At 41.1% G+C, this 224-nt stretch carries 1 pseudogene; it reads left to right on the forward strand.

Annotation, left to right across the window (positions count from 1 at the left end):
• Nucleotides 1-76: 76 nt before the first annotated feature.
• A pseudogene (gene rplL / locus V6252_RS13180) lies at nucleotides 77-224 on the forward strand (50S ribosomal protein L7/L12); the annotation flags it as partial.

Below are 224 nucleotides of genomic sequence, written 5' to 3' on the forward strand. Positions count from 1 at the left end.
CTTTATTGTCACATTAGGCAAGCAATCAAGGCGATATTAGAATCAATTAATTTATATCAGATAACGGAGAGTTCTCATGGCACTATCTAAAGATGACGTGTTAAATGAAATCGCTGAAATGTCAGTAATGGATATCGTTGAGTTAATCAGCGACATGGATGAAAAATTCGGCGTAACAGCTGATGTTGCTGCTGCACCTGCTGCTGCTGGTCGTGCTGCTGCTG

The sequence above is a fragment of the Psychrobacter proteolyticus genome, assembly GCF_038155145.1.
Lineage (GTDB): Bacteria > Pseudomonadota > Gammaproteobacteria > Pseudomonadales > Moraxellaceae > Psychrobacter > Psychrobacter proteolyticus_B.